Here is a 15611-nt window from a genome sequence, read left to right on the forward strand (position 1 = left end):
GAGTAGGGCGGGACACGTGAAATCCTGTCTGAATATGGGGGGACCACCCTCCAAGCCTAAGTACTCCTCTGCGACCGATAGTGAACAAGTACCGTGAGGGAAAGGTGAAAAGCACCCCGACAAGGGGAGTGAAACAGAACCTGAAATTGGAAGCCTACAAGCAGTCGGAGCCCCCAAGCGGGGTGACGGCGTACCTTTTGTATAATGGGTCAGCGACTTCATGTGCCGAGCAAGCTTAAGCCGATAGGTGTAGGCGTAGCGAAAGCGAGTTTGAATAGAGCGTTAAGTTCGTCGCATGACGACCCGAAACCAGGTGATCTATCCATGAGCAGGATGAAGGTACGGTAACACGTACTGGAGGTCCGAACCGGTGTCTGTTGAAAAAGACTCGGATGACTTGTGGATAGGGGTGAAAGGCCAATCAAACCTGGACATAGCTGGTTCTCCGCGAAATCTATTTAGGTAGAGCGTCGGATGTATTCCTTGGGGGGTAGAGCACTGGATGGATGCGGGCGGCGCGAGCTGTACCAATTCTAACCAAACTCCGAATACCCAAGAGAACTGTCCGGCAGACACACGGCGGGTGCTAACGTCCGTCGTGAAAAGGGAAACAACCCTAACCATCATCTAAGGCCCCCAAGTTATGGCTAAGTGGGAAACGATGTGGGATTGCATTGACAATCAGGAGGTTGGCTTAGAAGCAGCCATCCTTTAAAGAAAGCGTAACAGCTCACTGATCAAGCGATCCTGCGCGGAAAATGTAACGGGGCTCAAGCCATACGCCGAAGATATGGGTTCACGTAAGTGAGCGGTAGCGGAGCGTTCCGTAAGCCTGAGAAGGTCAATCGTGAGGTTGGCTGGAGGTATCGGAAGTGAGAATGCTGACATGAGTAGCGATAAAGAGTGTGAGAGACACTCTCGCCGAAAGACCAAGGGTTCCTGCGTAAAGCTAATCTGCGCAGGGTTAGCCAGCCCCTAAGGCGAGGCCGAAAGGCGTAGTCGATGGGAATCCGGTGAATATTCCGGAGCCAGTATGAAGTGACGGATGGTGTAAGTTGTACGTGCTTATTGGATTGTACGTGCAGCGAAGCTGTCCCTGGAAATAACTCATACATAGACTGTACCCGAAACCGACACAGGTGGTCAGGTAGAGCATACCAAGGCGCTTGAGAGAACTATGCTGAAGGAACTCGGCAAATTACACGCGTAACTTCGGGATAAGCGTGACTCACCTTGCGCAAGCAGGACTGAGTGGCACAAGCCAGGGGGTAGCGACTGTTTATCAAAAACACAGGGCTCTGCGAAGCTGTAAAGCGACGTATAGGGTCTGACGCCTGCCCGGTGCCGGAAGGTTAAAAGGAGGGGTGCAAGCTCCGAATTGAAGCCCCGGTAAACGGCGGCCGTAACTATAACGGTCCTAAGGTAGCGAAATTCCTTGTCGGGTAAGTTCCGACCTGCACGAATGGCGTAACGACTTCCCCACTGTCTCCAGCATAGGCTCAGCGAAATTGAATTCCCCGTGAAGATGCGGGGTTCCCGCGGTCAGACGGAAAGACCCTATGAACCTTTACTATAGCTTCGCCTTGGCGTTAGCAGCAACATGTGTAGGATAGGTGGGAGGCTATGAAGCAGGGGCGCCAGTCTCTGTGGAGCCATCCTTGAAATACCACCCTTATTGCTGTTGGCGTCTAACCGCGGCCCGTCTATCCGGGTCCGGGACATGGCGTGGTGGGTAGTTTGACTGGGGCGGTCGCCTCCCAAAGTGTAACGGAGGCGCGCGATGGTGGGCTCAGAACGGTCGGAAATCGTTCGCTGAGTGCAATGGCATAAGCCCGCCTGACTGCGAGACTGACAAGTCGAGCAGAGACGAAAGTCGGCCATAGTGATCCGGTGGTCCTGCGTGGAAGGGCCATCGCTCAACGGATAAAAGGTACTCTAGGGATAACAGGCTGATTTTGCCCAAGAGTCCATATCGACGGCAAAGTTTGGCACCTCGATGTCGGCTCATCACATCCTGGGGCTGGAGCAGGTCCCAAGGGTATGGCTGTTCGCCATTTAAAGTGGTACGTGAGCTGGGTTCAGAACGTCGTGAGACAGTTTGGTCCCTATCTGCCGTGGGTGTTCGAGACTTGAGAGGATCTGTCCCTAGTACGAGAGGACCGGGATGGACATACCTCTGGTGGACCTGTCGTGGCGCCAGCCGCGCAGCAGGGTAGCTAAGTATGGAATAGATAACCGCTGAAAGCATCTAAGCGGGAAACTAACCTCAAAACAAGGTCTCGCTGAGGATCGTGGAAGACTACCACGTTGATAGGCTGGGTGTGGAAGCTCCGTGAGGAGTGAAGCTAACCAGTACTAATAATCCGATCGGCTTGATCGTTCCCTCAAATAAACGCACCGTACAGTGCTCGTTCTTCAAACAATGTCTTCCTTAACTTGTGTTCGATTGACCTGGTGGCTATGCCGGCCGGTCCCCACCCGATCCCATTCCGAACTCGGTCGTTAAGCCTGCCTGGGCCAATGGTACTTCGTCTTAAGGCGCGGGAGAGTAGGTCGCCGCCAGGTCTATCAAACACAAGTCCTAACCCTTCTTCATAATTAAATATCAAAAAAGGCCGTATCGCTCAGCGTTCGGTCTTTTTTTATTGTCCAAAGCTCAGTGGGCGTGACTTTGAAAAGTCGTGTGTGACTGCGTTTTTAGGATTGAGCGCCTAAGCGGTTTAGCTTAGGGTCCGCCCTGTCCAAGGCCCCGACAGGCCGTATGCCCCAAAGGGCACCCGTAGCTCAGCTGGATAGAGCGTTGCCCTCCGAAGGCAAAGGTCGTGCGTTCGAATCGCGCCGGGTGCGCCATAAACAAACAGCCTCCCCTGAGTGGGAGGCTGTTTGTTTATGGGGCACTCCGCCGGTAGGAGACACCTGCGTCCGGCGCGACCTGGAAGGGCGCGAGGCGCCGAAGGCACACGAAAGGATAGGCCACGTTAAAGCGCGGTGCGTCAATCGTGCCGGGTGGATTAGGGGCATACCTTTTCGAACCCTGAAGACGGCGGTCCTGCGTCTTGTAACCGAGTGAGTACTAGCGCAGGCGAGGGGCTCCGTTGGACCAGATAGAACCCCTGCGCCGGAGGACGTGGAAGGCAAAATACCTTCTGAATCAGGTCCGTGGCCCGAAAAGTCCGCCGCCCTTTACCGGGTCCGCCTGAAGTATAACGGATTGTCCTGATTTGACGGTGACAGGTAGGAGCCTGTCGCCCCAGCGGAGTTGAGTTTTACCGCCTCGGGCGGAGCGAACCACCACCTGAGTTAGCCGTCTATCCTGCCATTCAATATCAAGCTCAAATCCGCCTCGGGCCTTGAGGCCTTTGAAGGCGCCGGTCGGCCAGACCGAGGGGAGGGCCGGCAGCAATTCGATCCGGCCGCGGTGGCTTTGTATAAGCATCTCAGCAATGCCCGCTGCGCCACCAAAATTTCCATCAATCTGAAACGGGGGGTGGGCATCAAACAGGTTCGGATACGAGCGACGCGGATGCAGCAGCAGCTTGATAACATCGTGGGCGTGGTCGCCATCTTTTAATCGCGCCCAGAGATTGATGCGCCAGCCGATCCCCCAGCCGGTCGCATCATCGCCGCGGATTTCCAGAGATTTGCGGGCAGCTTGCGCCAGTTCCGGCGTATCTTCGACCGTAATCTGGTCAGAGGGGTGCAAAGCGTATAGGTGCGAGACGTGGCGGTGATGAATATCTGGGGCCTGCATGTCCCAGTCTTCCTGCCATTCCTGAAGTTGTCCGGCTTTTCCGATCTTTTCGGGCGGCAATTTTGAGCGCATGGCGAGGCAGGCCCTGGCAAAAGCGGCGTCAGTCTTGAGTACCTTTGCCGCCTCGGCGGTGTGGGCAAACAGGTCGCGCAGCAACTGATTATCCATGGCCGGCCCGGCACACACGGAGGAACCAAAGGGATGTCTGTTTTCCGGGGAATTGGATGGGTTGGTGACCATGTAATCTGAGCGTGGATCTTTCAGCAGGGTGGCCTGATAAAATTCGCTCGCCCCCTTCATCAGCGGATAGATGCGCCGTAGATAGGCCTCGTCGCCATTATAAAGCCAGGGCTCCCACAGGTTTTGCAGGAGCCATGCACCGCCCATTGGCCATAGTGCCCACACCGCACCGTCGGGCGGCGAGGCCACCCGCCAGACGTCGGTGTTGTTGAAAGCGACCCAGCCGGGGGCACCGTACATGTCCTTTGCCAGTTTCGCGCCGGTTTCGGCGAGGTCCTCGACCAGACACACCAGAGGATCAATGGTTTCCGTCAGATTGCACATCTCCGCCGGCCAGTAGTTCATCTGCGTATTGATGTTCAGCGTCCATTTTGATTGCCATGATGGATTGAGTTTGTCGTTCCAGATGCCTTGCAGATTGGCCGGCTGGCGCGAGCCTCTGGAGGACGACACCAGCAGGTAGCGACCATATTGCAGATAGAGCGCCGCCAAGCCGGGGTCTTTGCCTTCACCATAGCGGGCGATGCGCTGATCGGTCGGCAAGCGCGCGTTTGGACCTTCACCAAGGCTGAGGCTCACGCGATCGAACAGCGCTTTATAGTCTTTCAGGTGATCGGCTTTCAATGCGGCGTAGCCCTTGGCCGCTGCTATGGCGATCCGCCCCGCATTGAGGACCGAGGGGTCACCTGAGATGTCATCATACCGGACATAGCCGGTGGCCGCCGAGATCAGCACAACAGCGTCTTGAGCCCCGCTGATATAGACACCGCCTTCGCGGGAGGTGAGGGTGCCTGTGGGGGCGATAACCTTGGCACGCAGCTCAAAAGGCAGTTTGCCTTCAATGCCTTGCTGGGTCGGGCTGACCCCCTTGATGATGAGGGTGTCGCCGTCAATCGTGTCGATTTCGGCCTTTTGCGGCGTCGAAAGGCTGAGATCGACGGTAATCGCCTTGCCCTTTTCCGAGGACAACCTTACGACCATCACCTGATCGACAGCCGAGACAAACACTTCGCGACGATGACGGTTGGACCCGGCATTGAACTCGGTAACCGCCACTCCTTCGCTCAGATCGAGACGGCGCACATATTTTGATGTGTTATCGAGGCCCGGAAACAATAGGATCAGGTCACCGACCGGCTGATAGGCCATTTGCTTTGCGGGTTGGCTGATCAGAGTTTCGTTCGCCAGCCTTTCAGCCTCTGCATACTTCCCCTCAAAAATCAGGCTCTGCACCTGTGGCAGGCCGTCTCGGCTGCGAGGATTGGTAGGCGTATAAGGAGAGCCCGCGAAAAAGGTGTCCTCATTAAGCTGAATGCGCTCAAACGCCACGCCCCCGAAAACCATCCCGCCCAAACGGCCATTGCCCACTGGCAATGCCTTTACCCATTCATCAGCCGGCCGTTCGTACCAAAGGCTCAGGTCCGGTGAGGGCTGTTCCGGCGGCGCAGACTGTGCTTTGACCTTGTGACTGAGGGCCAAGCCCAGTCCGGCGGTGGCGCTCATCAACAGGCGGCGATTCAGGTGGGGCATGGCGTTTCTCCTTTTTGTACTATTAATACGTACCCTTTCGCGCTTCCCGTCGCCTGTAAATTTATAAATCAAATTTAAACTGATGACGCTGCAAAAAAAATGAAAAACCCCCTGCGTCCGAAGACGCAGGGGGCATAAAGCGTTTCAGATAGAAGCGCTTAGTCCAGCTTCACTACCACGACCGACTTGGCCGGGATGGTCAGTTCCAGCGTGCCGTTCTTGATCTTGCCGCCTTTGAAGGGGGCCAGAGAGATCACTTCCGGTTGGCCAGGTACATTGTGGGCGTCCATCTTGTCCGAAGTCAGCACGTCGCCCGACACAGATTTGGCCTTCAGCGTGCCGAGATTGACGTTCAGCACATAGCCTTCGGTCAGGTTGGTATTGGCCACGCCGATATAGGTCTTGCCATCCTTGGCCTTGGCGGCGGTGACGTTGAAGGCCGGATAGTCCTGAAGCACGCCCTTGCCGTCCTTGCCTTGCAGGTTCGGGGCGGTCACGTCGAGCGGGATGACCGTGGCGTCCTGGAACGGCACGTACATCTTGTAGGCGTAATAGGTCGGCGTCAGGGCCATCTTTTCCTTGTCGGTCAGGATCATGGCCTGAAGGACGTTGATGGTCTGGGCGATATTGGTCATCTTCACGCGGTCGGTATGACGGTGGAAGATGTTGAAATTATAGGCCGCCACAATGCCGTCGCGCAGGGTGTTCTGCTGATAGAGGTGGCCGGGATTGGTGCCCGGTTCGACGTCGTACCAGGTGCCCCATTCATCGACATAGAGGGCGATGCGCTTTTTCGGATCATGCTTGTCCATCGCCGCGGTATGATCGCTGATGATCTTATCCATGCGCGAGGTCTGATAGAAGGTCGAATACCACTGATCGACGGGGAAGTTGGTCGCCGGACCCTTCTTCGACCAGTTGGCGGTCGGCAGGGTGTAATAGTGCAGGGAAATGGCGTCCATGCGCTTGCCGGCGCTGCCGACCACCACGTCGGTCCAGTTCACGTCGTCGGCGTTGGAGCCCGAAGCGACGCGCACGGCCGGATTATCAGCGCCCTTATGGAAGAAGGCCGAGAAGCGGCGATAGACGTCGGCATAGTATTCCGGGCGCATTTCGCCGCCGCAGCCCCAGCTTTCGTTGCCGATGCCGATGAAGGGCACCTTGAACGGCTTGTCACGACCATTGGCGCGGCGCTCCTTGGCCAGATCGTCCTCACCGGGTGAGGTCATGTACTCTATCCATTCGCGCATTTCGGTCGGGTTGGACGAGCCGACATTTACCGCCAGATAGGCTTCCGAGCCCGTCTGTTCGACAAAATCAAAGAATTCGTGCGTGCCGAACTGATTGGTTTCCGGCGTGCCGCCCCACCAGTTATTCTTGCGTACCGGGCGTTTGGCCGGATCGCCGATTCCGTCGCGCCAGTGGTATTCATCGGCAAAGCAACCGCCGGGCCAGCGAACGTTCGGCATCTTGATAGCCTTCAGCGCCGCAACCACGTCGTTGCGGATGCCTCGCGTATTGGGGATGGGGGAGTCCTTGCCCACCCAAATGCCTTCATAGACACCGAGGCCGAGGTGTTCGGAGAACTGACCGTAGATGTGGCGGGGGATTTCCAGCCCCGGCTGATCGGGTTTCAGTGTAGCGTCGATTTTGGCCGGAGCTGCGAAGGCGGCTGTAACCGAACAGCCGACAGCGGCCGTCAGCGCCAGAGCGGTGAGAGATTTTAACATGGGCTTACCTCATTGGGGTGATGTGTCGGGCGGGGTAGGGACGTTGGCAGGTGGCACTGCCTCCCCGGCCTCTTATTATGTCCTACAATTAGCACGACCTTGGGTGAAATCAACCGTGTTGACCCCGTGCGCAACCGATTGAATGGCGGTAACGCGCGCTTGACGTCCTTTTGACCGCTGCGTGAACAGAAAAAACGTAAGGTGGTCAGATGCTTACGGTTCGGCTTCATCGGCCAGATATCGAAGCGACTTTTAATAATGGCATCCTTATGGACCGTACGGCCATTTAGAACGCCTGACCTGCGGCGCCCTTCTCGACCTTTTGCGCCTCGCTGACCGGCCCGATTCCGCGGCCTTAGGCTTAGCTGTGCAAAGCCATCACATTGACGGTTTGACGTATGATATTACCTGAGCGGCTGGACTCGCGGACGACCGCGCTGTTCCTCGATATTGACGGCACTTTGGCGCATATCCGCCCGCGCCCGGAGGATGTCGGCCCGGAACCCAGGCGGACGGACCTGCTGAGCCGGGCGCGACGGGTGCTGACCGGGCGGCTGGCCATTCTGTCGGGGCGGCCGATTGCTGAGATTGACTATATTACCGGCATTACGGTGCGGGCTGTGGCGGGTGTGCATGGGCTGGAGCGTCGCGATGCGGAAGGCGAGCGCCGTGATCAGAGCCTGACCGAGCCGGTGCGCCACGCGCTGGAGCAGGCGCTGCTGGTGCTGGGGGCGCTGGCGGAGCAGAAATCCGGCGTGTTGATCGAGGCGAAAGGGCAGTCGATCGGCGTGCACTATCGCCTCAACCCGCAGGCGGAAAGCATGGTGCGCACCATCACCGCCAATATCGCGCAGAATTCGCCTCTGGTGCTGCAACCAGGGGACCGTGTGGTGGAACTGCGCGCGCCGGGCCCGGACAAGGGCGATGCCCTGCGTGCCTTCATGAATGAGCCGCCGTTTGAAGGGTTTACGCCTGTGTTTGTCGGCGACGACCTGACCGACGAACACGCCTTTCGGGCGGCCGCGCAACTGGGGGGCTTCGGCATATTGGTAGGTGAGCCGAGGGACAGTGCCGCCGCCTTCCGCCTGCCCAATGTGCAGGCCGTGCTCGACTGGCTGGAAACGGGGGTGACGCATCATGCCTGATCAGTCGTCCCTCGTGCCGGTTACGGCGACAATTTCCGCTCCGCGTAGCGGGCCGCTCAGCCATACGCTCGATCTGGGGCTGATCGGCAATGGCACGGTCTCGGCCCTGATCGACGACCGCGGCAACTGGGTTTGGGCCTGCATTCCGCGCTTTGACGGCGATCCGGTGTTCAGCAACCTGCTGAGCGGTGTGGCGGCGACCGAGGCCAAAGCGCAGGGCGTATGGGCCATCGACCTGATCGGTCTGGCGCGCGCCGAACAGGCCTATGAACGCAACAGTGCCGTCTTGCGCACGGTCCTGACCGATGAGAAGGGCGCGCAGCTTGAGATTCTCGACTTCTGCCCGCGCTTTCGCCACCATGAGCGGCAGTATCGGCCCGTGGCCTTCTGCCGCCTGCTTAGACCGCTCAGCGGCGCGCCGCGTATTCGGGTGCGGCTGCGGCCCATGCGCGACTATGGCACGGAACGCGCACCACATTCCTTCGGTTCCAACCATATCCGCTTTATGGGCATCGACACCGATCTGCGCCTGACGACCAACTGCCCTGTGTCGCACCTGCTCAACGAGCGCACCTTCCGCGTCGAGGAGGCGCTGGCCTTCTTCCTAGGGCCGGATGAGCCGTTTTCGACCGGCATCCTGCAAGGGGTGCGCGACATGTACGAGCAGACCGACGCCTACTGGAAGCGCTGGGTGCGCACGCTTTCCCTGCCGCTGGAGTGGCAGGAGGCGACGATCCGCGCGGCCATCGCGCTCAAACTGTGCGTCTATGAGGAAACGGGCGCCATTGTGGCGGCCATGACCACCTCCATCCCCGAAGCACCGGATTCGGGGCGTAACTGGGATTACCGCTATTGCTGGATCCGCGACGCCTATTATGTGGTGCAGGCCCTGACGCGGCTGGGGGCGGTCGATATCCTCGAAAACTACCTGAAATATTTGCGCAATATCGTCGATCAAGCAGGCGAGGGCCCAATCCAGCCCGTCTATGGCATCGGCTTCGGACCGGAACTGCCGGAAACGGAGGCGACGGCCTTGGCTGGTTATGGCGGCATGGGGCCGGTGCGCGTTGGCAATCTGGCCTATATCCAGCGTCAGCACGACGTCTATGGGCAGATCGTCCTGTCGTCAGTGCATGCCTTCTTCGATCAGCGCCTGCTGCAACCGGGGACCGAGAGCGATTTCCGCGCGCTGGAGCGCATGGGCGAGCGGGCTTTGGAGGTGTTTGACAAGCCAGATGCCGGCCTATGGGAATACCGTACCCTGTCCAACATCCATACCTATTCGGCCCTGATGTGCTGGGCGGCCTGCGACCGGCTGGAAAACGCGGCTTTGGCGCTGGGGCTGACCCACCGCGCCGAGGTCTGGCGCGGCCACGCCCGCACCATTCGCGCCGCCATCGAATCCCGCGCCTTCTGCGGCGAAGGCGGCAGTTTCAGCGCCTGTTTCGACCACGCGCAACTGGACGCCAGCCTGCTTCAGATGATCGACCTGCGCTTTATCACCCCCGACGATCCGCGCCATCTGGCGACGCTGGCGGCGGTCGAGGCGGGGTTGCGGCGCGGCGAGCATATGCTTCGCTACGCCGTGCCCGATGATTTCGGTGAACCGGAAACGGCGTTCAACTTCTGCACTTTCTGGCTGATCGAGGCCCTCCACCATGCGGGCCGCAGCGATGAGGCGCGCACCCTGTTTGAAGGGATGCTGAAACGGCGGACAGCAGCCGGTCTGCTGTCCGAGGATACGGCCTACGACGACGGTCAGCTGTGGGGCAACTATCCTCAGACCTATTCGCTGGTTGGAATAATCAACTGCGCCGGGCTGCTCAGCCGCCCGTGGCGCGATGTCAGGTAAGGAGTAGAAGTCATGGGGCGACTGATCGTTGTGTCCAACCGCGTCAACCCGCCGAGTGACGCCAGTGTCGGCACGCAGGGCGGGCTGGCCATGGCCCTATCGGCGGCCTTGCGCGAAGAAAACGGCATCTGGTTCGGCTGGTCCGGGCAGACGACCGAGGCCTTTACCGGCCACCTGTCGATCCAGAAAATCGGCGGTGTCACCGTGGCCCTGACCGACCTGGAGGCGCAGGACGTGCAGGAATATTATAACGGCTACGCCAACCGTACTTTGTGGCCGCTGTTCCATTACCGCACCGACCTCGTGGCCTTTGAGCGCAGCTTTGACGAGGGCTATCTGCGCGTCAATCAGCGCTTTGCCGATACCCTGTTTCCGCTGGTTGAAAAAGAGGACCTGTTGTGGGTGCAGGACTATCACCTGCTGCCTCTGGCCTCGATGCTGCGTAAGCACGGGGTGAACAACCGCATCGGCTTCTTCCTGCACATTCCGTGGCCGGCCATGCGCGTGTTTCAGACCCTGCCCAAGCATAGGGAACTGGTGGAAACCCTGTTCGATTATGACCTGCTCGGCTTTCAGACCGAAGACAGCCTCAATGCCTTTCAGGAATATGTGGTCCACGCCGCCGAGGGCGAGATGCTGCCCGATGGCCGCCTGCGCGCCTTTGGCAAGACGATCCGCGCCGGGGCCTTCCCCATCGGCATCGATAGCGAGGACTTCACGGCGGCGGCCACGTCGGACAAGGCGTTGGCCTTCTACAATTTGATGCGCAATTCGCAGGCCGGGCGCAAGATGATCACCGGTGTCGATCGGCTCGACTATTCCAAGGGGCTTGAAGAGCGCTTTCTGGCCTATGAGCAGTTCCTCAATAACCATCCGCGCATGGAGGGCGAGGTCTTCCTGATGCAGATCGCCACGGCGACGCGCGAGGAGGTCAACACCTATCAGGAACTGCGCGCGCGGCTTGACAGCCTGTCCGGGCGTATCAATGGCGAACACGCCACCATCGACTGGGTGCCCGTGCGCTATGTCAACCGCGCCTATCGCCGGGATGAGTTGGCGGGGATTTACCGCGCATCGCACGTCGGGCTGGTGACGCCGTTGCGCGACGGCATGAATCTGGTGGCCAAGGAGTTTGTGGCGGCGCAGGACGAACGCGATCCGGGCGTGCTCATCCTGTCGGAATTTGCCGGGGCCGCGGCGCAGATGCAGGCGGCGCTGATCGTTAATCCATTCGACCGTCAGGCCATGGCAGAAGCCATTGCCGAGGCTGTGCATATGCCGCTCAAGGAACGTAAGCAGCGCCACGAAGACCTGATGCGCGGCGTGATGGCCGAGGACGTGGTGTGGTGGCGCAACGACTTCGTGGCCAAGCTGAGGGACGAAGGCGAGGTGACGCCGAACGGCGACACCTTTCCGGAAGACCGAGTCGTGACTCTGCCCATAGCGGGATAGCGCGCCTCCCCCTGTCAGTAGGAAGCGCGCGTACTCTTTACTTACACTCGATCCAGCGTTTGGGGCCGAAGCTTTTTTGTTCCGCGCGGCCGCTGGTGCAGAATTCTTCGTCGCCGACATCGAGCGCCTGACCGGCGGGGGCTTTCAGGTTGCGGGTGGCCACGGTTTCAAACGGCACCAGCGCCGTACCGTTCTGCGCGTAGGCGCGGCGCGGATTGGTTACCAGCTCCAGATTGGGCACCTGACGCGGATCGAAGGTGGCCGACCACGATCGGCCATCCATGGCGTTCCACCACGCCTTATCCCATTCCGCCACGCACTTGCCGTTGCCATTGCTGTTGATATTGCTGGCGTCGGGATTGCCGCCGCACATCTTGCCATTCGGATTGGCAAGACAGCAGTTGTCGTGATTGATGCTGCCGACGGAGACCCAGATGCGGTAGGTGCCATCGGGATTGGTGCGGCGCCCGACACGCGCATCTTCGCCCAGACCGACAATCATGCCGCCGCACATCGAGCCCTGAGCACCGAAGCAGCGTTCGCGATCCAGAACGGCCTGCGCGTGGCGACCGGTGAAAAACTCCTCGCGGATTTTCTGACGTAGCGCCGCCGTATTGGACCAGGTGGTGCCATAACGCTGCGGATTGCACTCGCCGGAATCGCCGCTGGAGTTCGTGGGACGCCCCAGCAGGGACTGAATGGCGGTGCTAATGTCTCGGTTGTCGCAGACCCCGCGCGGGCCGTCGGCCAGACTGGCCGGGCTTTGGGCCAAGGCGAACAGACCGAGGGCGAACGTGCCCGCGACCAGAGCTGTGGGCAGGGATTTACGCGCATTGAAACCGGGCATGTGAGAGCCTCTTCTGAAGGTGGATGGAACTCTCAGAGTTAAGCACCGTCACGCCGCGTTCGACGTGTCGCATTCTGTTGCAAGGCGTGGTTTTTAGCCGCGTCGGTCGGCATGATGACCATAAGAAAAGCCGGCTGATCGCTCAGCCGGCTGTCGTTGTGGGGTGCGGGCAAATTATGCCGCGGCCAGTTCGCTCAGGGCCTTGGCGGCGTTTTCAATCGCTGCGGCCTTGATGTCCGGACCAAAGGCCATGGCTTCCGAGCGGATAAAGGTCACGTCGGTGATGCCGATAAAGCCCAGCAGCGTGCGGATATGGCCTTCCTGAAAGTCCATGATCGAGGCGGGGCCTTCGGAATACTTGCCATCGCGGGTTTCGATGACCACGGCCTTCTTGCCGTTGACCAGACCTTCCGGGCCGGACTCGGTGTAGCGGAAGGTGCGACCAGCGCGCAGCACGTAGTCAAACCACGTCTTCAGCAGGGCCGACATGCCGAAATTGTACATCGGCGCGCCGAGGACGAGGATGTCAGCGGCTTCAAGCTCCGACACACGCGCTTCTACGGTCTCGGCCAGGGCCGAGGCTTCGGCGCTTTCGCCGATATTGCCGAAGAAGCCGTTGATGTTCGATGCGCTGAGCACTGGCAGCGGGTTGAGGCCGAGGTCGAGTTCGATGAACTGCGTCTTGGCGTCGGCCTTCAGCAGGCTATCCTTATAGGTTTCGACCAGCTGGCGCGAGATCGAGCCTTCGCCCTTGATCGAGGAATTGACGATGAGAACCTTGGACATGGTAGACTCCTTGCATAAAAGATAACCGTAACAGATACGATTCTATATTGGGGCAGGGCCTGACCCGTCAAGAGGAGAGGGGTCAGGTGAGAGAAGTTCAGAGATAGCAGAGCCTGCATCCGGCGAGGGGCAGACTAAAACCGCCCGGCCTGATAGTCGGCAAAGGCCTGATAGATTTCCTGCGGCGTGTTCATGACGAACGGACCGTGGCGGGCGATGGGCTCCTTCAGCGGCTGGCCCAGCACGACCAGCACGCGGGCCCCGCCAAGGCCGCCGGTGAGCGGCAGTTCCGCCCCATCGCTCAACACCGCCGCCTGACCGCGCGTCACGCTCTGACCAGTGATCAGGGCGTCGCCATCGAAGACGTAGGCGAAACCGGCATGACCTGCGGGCACGGGCAGGGTGAGGGCGGCCCCGCCGTCGAGCGACACATCGGCAATAAAGGGCTTCGTCGTCGGCGACTGGATCGGGCCGGTCTGGCCCTGATAGGTTCCGGCCAGCAGCTTTACCCAGGCATCGGAATGGCGGACCACCGGGATGGTGTTCGCAGGCACATCCTTATATTGCGGGTCCAGCATCTTTTCCCTGGCGGGCAGGTTCAGCCACAGTTGAAAGCCCTGCATCAGGCCATCTTCCTGCTCCGGCATTTCGGAGTGGACCAGCCCGCGCGCCGTGGTCATCCACTGTACGTCTCCGGGGCCCAGAAGCCCCTCATTGCCTTTGGAATCCTTGTGGCGCATCCGCCCGGCCAGCATGTAGGTGATGGTCTCAAAACCGCGGTGCGGATGGTTAGGGAAACCGGCAATATAGGCCTGCGGGTCGTCTGAGCGGAACTCATCCAGCATCAGGAAGGGATCGACCTCCGGCAAGGCCTGCGTGCCCAGAACGCGAGTCAGCTTGACGCCCGCGCCATCGGTGGCGGGCAGGCCGCGCACAAGACGGGTAACGCTGCGGTGTGTGGTCATGGTGGTGTCTTTCCAAACGGGGGAGCGAGCGGCTCCCGTGTTGACGAGACCTATAGCCGGGTTTATGCGTTGTCAGAAGCCTGTAAAAATGAACCTCGGTGTTTCGCTCAGAGCAACGCTCTTTTCTTATACTTCCCCACCTCTGGTGGGGAGCCGGGCGGCCGGTGCCGGAACCGCACGAGCGTGATGCGCGCAGCGACATCAGGCGAGACGCGGTGGCGGGGGTTCTGCAAGCGGGCGCGGGCAGAAGGTTTGGCGCCTGAAGCCCCCCACCGTCTGCGAAACCGTGCGTTTCGCATCCGCCTCCCTCAGTAAACTGGGGGAGTATGAAGTAGGAGGATACCCATGACCCCCGGAGTCGATCTCGACGACCTGCACGCCTTCTTTCTGGTGGTGGAAACTGGCTCTTTTGCGCGGGCGGCTGACCGGCTGGGGGTGGCCAAGTCCATCGTCTCGCGTCGCGTCGCGCACCTCGAAGACCAGCTGAAGGCGCGGCTACTGACGCGCACGGCACGCGGCACCCAGACCACCGATGTCGGGGCGCTCTATTACGCCAAGGCGCGCGAAGCCATGGCTCAGCTTGAGGCGGCGCAGGAGGCGGTCAATGACGCCATGCTGGAGGTCGCCGGGCCTATTCGCCTGTCGGCCCCGCTGAGCTTTGGGGTTTCCCACCTGGCGCCGGTTCTGACTGAATTTGCCGTGCGCAACCCGCGTATCGAGTTGGATGTCAGCTTCGATGACCGCCGCGTCGATGTGCTGGGCGGCGGTTTTGATGTGGTGATCCGTATTGGCGAGCTGACCGACTCGACGCTGATCGCGCGGCGCATCGGCCATATCAACGGCATGATCGTTGCCAGCCCCGATTATCTGAGCCAGAAGGGCATGCCGCAGACGCCCGATGATCTGGGGCAGCTTGATTGCCTGCTCTACACCAATGTCGCCCCCGGCGACGTCTGGCGCTTCGTGGTCAATGGTGAGGAGCGCATGGTGCGTATCCCGGTGCGCCTGCGCTCAGATAATGGCGACATGCTGCTCAGCGCGGCAGTGGCGGGTCTGGGCGTGGCGCGCCTGCCGGCCTTTATCAGCAGCGAGGCTATTGCGTCGGGACAGGTGGTGCCCATCCTGCCGGAGTATAATACCACCGTGCCTTTGTGTGCCGTTATGCCGCCGGGGCGGTCGCGCACGGCGCGGGTGCGGGCGCTGGTCGATTTTCTGGCCCTGCGCTTTGCCAATGAGGTCTTGTAAGCGCACCGCATACGGAGGATTGTTGCAGGTGCGAAAAGGGGCTTGTCAGGCTTGGTGAAACGTTTAAG

At 59.9% G+C, this 15611-nt stretch carries 9 protein-coding genes, 1 tRNA gene and 2 rRNA genes (1 of these 12 cut by a window edge); 7 read left to right on the forward strand and 5 right to left on the reverse strand.

Going from position 1 to position 15611, the window contains the following annotated elements:
- From ASTEX_RS12425 to ASTEX_RS12435, 3 genes are all read left to right on the forward strand, one after another.
- Positions 1 to 2380: ribosomal RNA gene (locus ASTEX_RS12425) — 23S ribosomal RNA — on the forward strand; it begins 398 nt to the left of the window's first position.
- Positions 2381 to 2450: 70 nt separating this feature from the next.
- Positions 2451 to 2565: ribosomal RNA gene (gene rrf / locus ASTEX_RS12430) — 5S ribosomal RNA — on the forward strand.
- A gap of 208 nt (positions 2566 to 2773) precedes the next feature.
- Positions 2774 to 2850: transfer RNA gene (locus ASTEX_RS12435), tRNA-Arg, on the forward strand.
- A gap of 301 nt (positions 2851 to 3151) precedes the next feature.
- Here ASTEX_RS12435 and ASTEX_RS12440 read toward each other — a convergent pair.
- Together ASTEX_RS12440 and ASTEX_RS12445 are read right to left on the reverse strand one after the other, a co-directional pair.
- Positions 3152 to 5521 (reverse strand): glycoside hydrolase family 95 protein, encoded by a 2370-nt coding sequence (locus ASTEX_RS12440; protein WP_013479987.1) that lies wholly within the window; start codon positions 5519 to 5521, stop codon positions 3152 to 3154.
- 158 nt (positions 5522 to 5679) lie between these two features.
- Complete coding sequence (locus ASTEX_RS12445) at positions 5680 to 7251, reverse strand: alpha-N-arabinofuranosidase (protein WP_013479988.1); 1572 nt, start codon at positions 7249 to 7251, stop codon at positions 5680 to 5682.
- A 398-nt stretch (positions 7252 to 7649) separates the two neighbouring features.
- On the opposite strand from ASTEX_RS12445, the gene otsB reads away from it, so the two are divergent.
- The 3 genes from otsB to otsA are packed head-to-tail and all read left to right on the forward strand — an operon-like array spanning position 7650 to position 11700.
- Entirely contained in the window at positions 7650 to 8396 is a 747-nt protein-coding gene (gene otsB, locus ASTEX_RS12450) for a trehalose-phosphatase (protein ID WP_013479989.1), read from the forward strand.
- Positions 8389 to 10248, forward strand: a complete 1860-nt coding sequence (locus tag ASTEX_RS12455) for a glycoside hydrolase family 15 protein (RefSeq protein ID WP_013479990.1) — start codon at positions 8389 to 8391, stop codon at positions 10246 to 10248. Before otsB ends, ASTEX_RS12455 begins: the two co-directional genes overlap by 8 nt.
- 12 nt (positions 10249 to 10260) lie before the next feature.
- A complete protein-coding gene (otsA, locus tag ASTEX_RS12460) occupies positions 10261 to 11700 on the forward strand; it encodes an alpha,alpha-trehalose-phosphate synthase (UDP-forming) (RefSeq protein ID WP_013479991.1) in 1440 nt (479 codons plus the stop codon).
- A gap of 37 nt (positions 11701 to 11737) precedes the next feature.
- Here the strand turns inward: otsA and ASTEX_RS12465 are convergent, their stop codons facing one another.
- The 3 genes from ASTEX_RS12465 to ASTEX_RS12475 form a co-directional block, all read right to left on the reverse strand.
- A complete protein-coding gene (locus tag ASTEX_RS12465; protein ID WP_013479992.1) occupies positions 11738 to 12547 on the reverse strand; it encodes a hypothetical protein in 810 nt (269 codons plus the stop codon).
- Positions 12548 to 12721: 174 nt separating this feature from the next.
- Positions 12722 to 13333, reverse strand: a complete 612-nt coding sequence (locus tag ASTEX_RS12470; RefSeq protein WP_013479993.1) for an FMN-dependent NADH-azoreductase — start codon at positions 13331 to 13333, stop codon at positions 12722 to 12724.
- A gap of 134 nt (positions 13334 to 13467) precedes the next feature.
- Complete coding sequence (locus tag ASTEX_RS12475) at positions 13468 to 14298, reverse strand: pirin family protein (RefSeq protein WP_013479994.1); 831 nt, start codon at positions 14296 to 14298, stop codon at positions 13468 to 13470.
- Between the two features lie 345 nt (positions 14299 to 14643).
- Here ASTEX_RS12475 and ASTEX_RS12480 point away from each other — a divergent pair, with 345 nt between their 5' ends.
- Positions 14644 to 15543 carry a LysR family transcriptional regulator gene (locus tag ASTEX_RS12480; RefSeq protein WP_013479995.1) on the forward strand — a complete coding sequence of 300 codons (900 nt, stop codon included), beginning with the start codon at positions 14644 to 14646 and terminating at the stop codon, positions 15541 to 15543.
- Positions 15544 to 15611 lie beyond the last annotated feature (68 nt).

The organism is Asticcacaulis excentricus CB 48 (assembly GCF_000175215.2).
GTDB classification, from domain to species: Bacteria; Pseudomonadota; Alphaproteobacteria; order Caulobacterales; family Caulobacteraceae; genus Asticcacaulis; species Asticcacaulis excentricus.

Coding starts and splice junctions, on each gene's coding strand:
- ASTEX_RS12445 (WP_013479988.1), bottom strand. CDS start 7,251: ATGTTAAAATCTCTCACCGCTCTGGCGCTGACGGCCGCTGTCGGCTGT.
- otsB (WP_013479989.1), top strand. CDS start 7,650: ATGATATTACCTGAGCGGCTGGACTCGCGGACGACCGCGCTGTTCCTC.
- ASTEX_RS12480 (WP_013479995.1), top strand. CDS start 14,644: ATGACCCCCGGAGTCGATCTCGACGACCTGCACGCCTTCTTTCTGGTG.
- ASTEX_RS12440 (WP_013479987.1), bottom strand. CDS start 5,521: ATGCCCCACCTGAATCGCCGCCTGTTGATGAGCGCCACCGCCGGACTG.
- ASTEX_RS12475 (WP_013479994.1), bottom strand. CDS start 14,298: ATGACCACACACCGCAGCGTTACCCGTCTTGTGCGCGGCCTGCCCGCC.
- ASTEX_RS12465 (WP_013479992.1), bottom strand. CDS start 12,547: ATGCCCGGTTTCAATGCGCGTAAATCCCTGCCCACAGCTCTGGTCGCG.
- ASTEX_RS12470 (WP_013479993.1), bottom strand. CDS start 13,333: ATGTCCAAGGTTCTCATCGTCAATTCCTCGATCAAGGGCGAAGGCTCG.
- otsA (WP_013479991.1), top strand. CDS start 10,261: ATGGGGCGACTGATCGTTGTGTCCAACCGCGTCAACCCGCCGAGTGAC.
- ASTEX_RS12455 (WP_013479990.1), top strand. CDS start 8,389: ATGCCTGATCAGTCGTCCCTCGTGCCGGTTACGGCGACAATTTCCGCT.